The 4,472-nt window shown below is 77.2% G+C and carries 1 protein-coding gene; it reads right to left on the bottom strand.

The annotated features are described in order from the left end of the window. Positions 1–4,472, bottom strand: a 4,472-nt coding sequence (locus VM95_RS37060) for a type I polyketide synthase (RefSeq protein WP_045705633.1), incomplete at both ends; no start/stop codon positions are given.

Here is a 4,472-nt window from a genome sequence, read left to right as displayed (position 1 = left end):
TCGGCCTCCCCCAGCAGCACCTCCCGCACCGAGAACGGCACCACCCCCTCGAACGCCCCGCACACCTCGTCCACCGCCGCCGCGAACACCGGGAACGCGTCGTACAGTTCACGCCCCGCCCCCGCGACCCGCACCCCCTGCCCCGTGAACACCAGGGCGGTCCGTCCGGCACCGCGCGGCACGACGCCGGTCACCACGCCGGCGGGCTCGGGCTCGCCCGCCGCCAACGCGGCCAGGCCGGCGGCCAGTTCCGCCGGGTCCCCACCGAGCACGACCGCGCGGTGCGCCATCGCCGCACGCCCCGAGGCCAACACGGCCGCCACGTCGGCGAGTCGGGCCTCCGGGTGCTGGAGCGCCCAGTCGCGCAGTCGAGCCGCCTGGGCCCGCAGGGCGGGTTCGGTGCGGGCGGAGACCACCCACGGGGCGGGAACGGCGGGCTCCGGCAGCAACTCCGGTGACTCCGGGGCCTGTTCGAGGATCACGTGCGCGTTGGTGCCACTGATCCCGAACGAGGACACCCCGGCCCGCCGCGGCCGACCCGTCCGCGGCCACGGAACCGCCTCCGCCAGCAGCTCCACCGCGCCCGCCGACCAGTCCACGTGCGGCGACGGCGCGTCCACGTGCAGCGACTTCGGCAGCACCCCGTGCCGCAACGCCATCACCATCTTGATCACCCCGGCCACCCCCGCCGCCGCCTGGGTGTGCCCGAGGTTGGACTTCACCGAGCCGAGCAGCAGCGGCAGTTCGGCCGCGCGGCCCTGCCCGTACGTCGCCAGCAGGGCCTGCGCCTCGATCGGGTCGCCGAGCGTCGTGCCCGTCCCGTGCGCCTCCACCGCGTCGACGTCCGCCGTGGTCAGGCCCCCGCTCGCCAGCGCCGCCCGGATCACCCGCTCCTGCGAGGGGCCGTTCGGCGCCGTCAGCCCGTTGGACGCGCCGTCCTGGTTCACCGCGCTGCCGCGCACCACCGCGAGCACCGGGTGCCCGTTGCGCACCGCGTCCGACAACCGCTCCACCAACAGCAGGCCGACGCCCTCGCCCCAACCGGTCCCGTCCGCGCCCGCCGCGAACGGCTTGCACCGCCCGTCCGCCGCCAGGCCGCGCTGGCGGGCGAAGTCGACGAAGACGGCGGGGGTCGACATCACGGTCACACCGCCGGCCAGCGCCAGGTCGCACTCGCCGGCGCGCAGCGCCTGGCAGGCCAGGTGCAGGGTGACCAGCGAGGACGAGCAGGCCGTGTCGACGGTCACCGCCGGGCCTTCGAGGCCGAGCGCGTAGGCCACCCGGCCCGAGGCGACGCTGCCGACGTTGCCGTTGCCGAGGTAGCCCTCCAGCTCGTCCGGCACCCGGTTCAGCCGGGTCGCGTAGTCGTAGTAGATCGCGCCCGCGAACACGCCGGTGCGGCTGCCGCGCAGCGACTCGGGGTCGATGCCGGCGTGCTCGACGGTCGCCCAGGCGGTCTCCAGCAGCAGGCGCTGCTGCGGGTCCATGGCCAGCGCCTCGCGCGGCGAGATGCCGAAGAACTCGGCGTCGAACTCGGCCGCGCCGTCGACGAATCCGCCGGTCCGCACATAGGTGCTGCCGGGGCGCGAGGGGTCGAGGTCGAAGATCCGGTCGGTGTCCCAGCCACGGTCGGTCGGGAAGTCGGTGAGCGCGTCGACGCCGGCCGCGACCAGCTCCCACAGCTCCTGGGGGGAGGTCACGCCGCCCGGGAGCCGGCAGCCCATGCCGACGATGGCGATCGGCTCGTCCGAACCCGCCGAAGCCGCCGTGGCCGCGGGGGTCGGGCCGTCGGCGAGGAGGTCGGCCAGACGGGCGGCCAGCAGCCTCGGGTTCGGGTAGTCGAAGACCAGCGTCGCGGGCAGGCGCAGGCCGACCGTCCGGCTCAGCCGGTTGCGCAGTTCGAGCCCGGTGAGCGAGTCGAAGCCCAGCTCGCGGAACGCCCGGGTCTCCTCGATGCCGTCTTCGTCCGCGTGTCCGAGCACGGCGGCGGCGTGGGTGCACACGGTCCGCACCAGCAGGTGGCTGCGCTCGGCCGCCGACAGGCCGGCCAGCCGGGCCGCCAGGGCGCTGGGCCCGGCGGCCGCCGCGCCACGGCGGCGGGCACCCCGAGCGAGCTCGCGCAGCAGTGCGGGCACCGCGTCGGCGCCGGCCCGGCGCAGGACGGCGAGGTCCATCCGCACCGGCATGAGGACCGGCTCGGCGCGGTTGGTCGCCGAGTCGAGCAGCGCACAGCCCTGCTCGGCGGAGAGCGGCAGGACGCCGAGGACCGTCATCCGCCGCCGGTCGGCCGCGCCGAGCCCGGCGGTCATCTCGCTGCCGTCCGCCCACCAGCCCCAGGCGAGCGAGGTCGCGGGCAGGCCGTGGGCGCGGCGGTGCCGGGCGAGGGCGTCCAGGTAGGCGTTGGCGGCGGCGTAGTTGCTCTGCCCGGGGTTGCCGATCAGGCCGGCGGCCGAGGAGAACAGGACGAAGGCGTCCAGGTCCAGGCCCCGGGTGGCCTGGTGCAGGTTCCAGGCGGCGTCGGCCTTGGGGCGCAGCACGGCGGCCAGCCGTTCGGGGGTCATCGCCTGGACCACGCCGTCGTCGAGGACGCCGGCGGCGTGGACGACGGCGGTGAGCGGGTGCTCGGCGGGGACGGTGGCGAGCAGCCGGGCGAGGGCCTCGCGGTCGGCGGCGTCGCAGGCCTCGACGCGCACGTCGGCGCCGAGGTCGGCGAGTTCGGCGGCCAGCGCGGCCGCGCCGGGGGCCTGCGGGCCGCGCCGGCTGAGCAGCAGGAGGTGCCGCACGCCGCGCTCGGTGACCAGGTGGCGGGCCACCAGGGCGCCGAGGGTGCCGGTGCCGCCGGTGATCAGGACGGTGCCTTCGGGAGCGGGCGCGAAGCCGGTGTCCTCGGGGCGGGTGGCGGCCGCCCGGACCAGGCCGGGGACGAGCGCGGTGCCTCGGCGCAGCGCGAGCTGGTCCTCGCCGGAGGCGGCGTGGGCGAGCGCGGCCTCGTCGGGGGTGTCGGCGTCGACGTCGATCAGGGCGAAGCGGCCCGGGTGCTCGGCCTGCGCGGAGCGGACCAGGCCCCAGACGGCGGTCGAGGCGAGGTCGGCGACCTGCTCGTCCGCGTCGACCGCGACCGCGCCGGTGGTCAGCAGGACCAGGCGGGTGTCGGCGGTCCGGGGGTCGGCGAGCCAGCGGCGCAGGAGGTCGAGGACGCGCGCGGTGAGCGCGTGCGCCCGCGCGGGCTCCGGGTCCTCGGACGCGGGGAGGCGGACGAGCACGGCCTCGGGGAGGGGCGCCTCGGGCTCGTCGAGGAAGGCGGCGGCGTCGTCCAGGGCGACGGCCCGGCCCGGGGCCTCGTCTGCGGGGAACCCCCGTTCCGTCCAGCGGAGTTCGAAGAGCGAGTCGCGGTCGGAGGCCCCGGCGGTCGGCAACTGCTCGGCGGAGACGGGTCGAACGACCACCGAGCCGATGGACACGACCGGTCGGCCGTCCTCATCGTACGCGCTCAGCGCGACCTCGCCGGCGGCGCCCGCCGTCAGCCGCACCCGCAGCGCGCCGGCGTGGTGGATGTCCAGCCGGACGGCCGTCCAGGAGAACGGCAGGCCGGGCTGCAGCTCGGCGTCGGTGTCGTCCCGGGCCAGCATCGGGTGCACGGCCGCGTCGAGCAGCGCCGGGTGGACGAGGAAGCGGTCGGCGTCCGCGCCGCCCTCGTCGGGGATCTCGACCTCGGCGAACAGCTCGGCGCCGCGCCGCCAGACCCGCCGCAGGCCCTGGAACAGCGGGCCGTAGTCGAACCCGGCCGCCGCCGCGCGGTCGTAGAGGCCGTCCGTGTCGACCGGCCGGGCGCCGGTCGGGGGCCACGGCTCGGGGGCCGCCCCGGCGGCCGGGTCCTCGGGTGCGGCGGCGAGCAGGCCGGTCGCGTGCCGGGTCCAGGGGGCGTCGGCGGGTGCGCCCTCCGGCCGGGAGTGCACGCTGACGGTACGGGCACCGGTGTCGTCGGGGTCCTCGACGGTGACCTGGATCCGCACGGCCTCGGTGTCGGACAGCACCAGCGGGGTGTGCAGGGTGAGTTCGTCGACCACCGGGCAGTCGGTCTCGGCAGCGGCCCGGAGGGCGAGTTCGAGGAAGGCCGTGCCGGGGACGATGACCGTGCCGAGCACGGCGTGGTCGGCGAGCCAGGGGTGGGTGGCGACGGACATGCGGCCGGTCAGCACCGTCCCGGAGCCGTCCGCCAGCTCGACGGCGGCACCCAGCACGGGGTGGTCGACGGCCGACTGGCCCCAGCCGACGCCGCCGAGGTCCGAGGCGTCGGGCTCGACCCAGTAGCGGCGGCGTTGGAAGGCGTACGTCGGCAGGTCGGCCCGGGGTCCGGCGGGCAGCTGGGCGGTCCAGTCGACGGGCAGGCCGGCGACGAAGGCGGCGGACAGGGCCGTCACCAGGCGTTCGGGGCCGCCTTCGTCGCGGCGCAGGGTCTCCAGGACGGCGGC

It is taken from the genome of Streptomyces rubellomurinus (assembly GCF_000961885.1).
GTDB classification, from domain to species: Bacteria; Actinomycetota; Actinomycetes; order Streptomycetales; family Streptomycetaceae; genus Kitasatospora; species Kitasatospora rubellomurina.
This window is presented reverse-complemented; position numbering and strand designations above follow the sequence as displayed.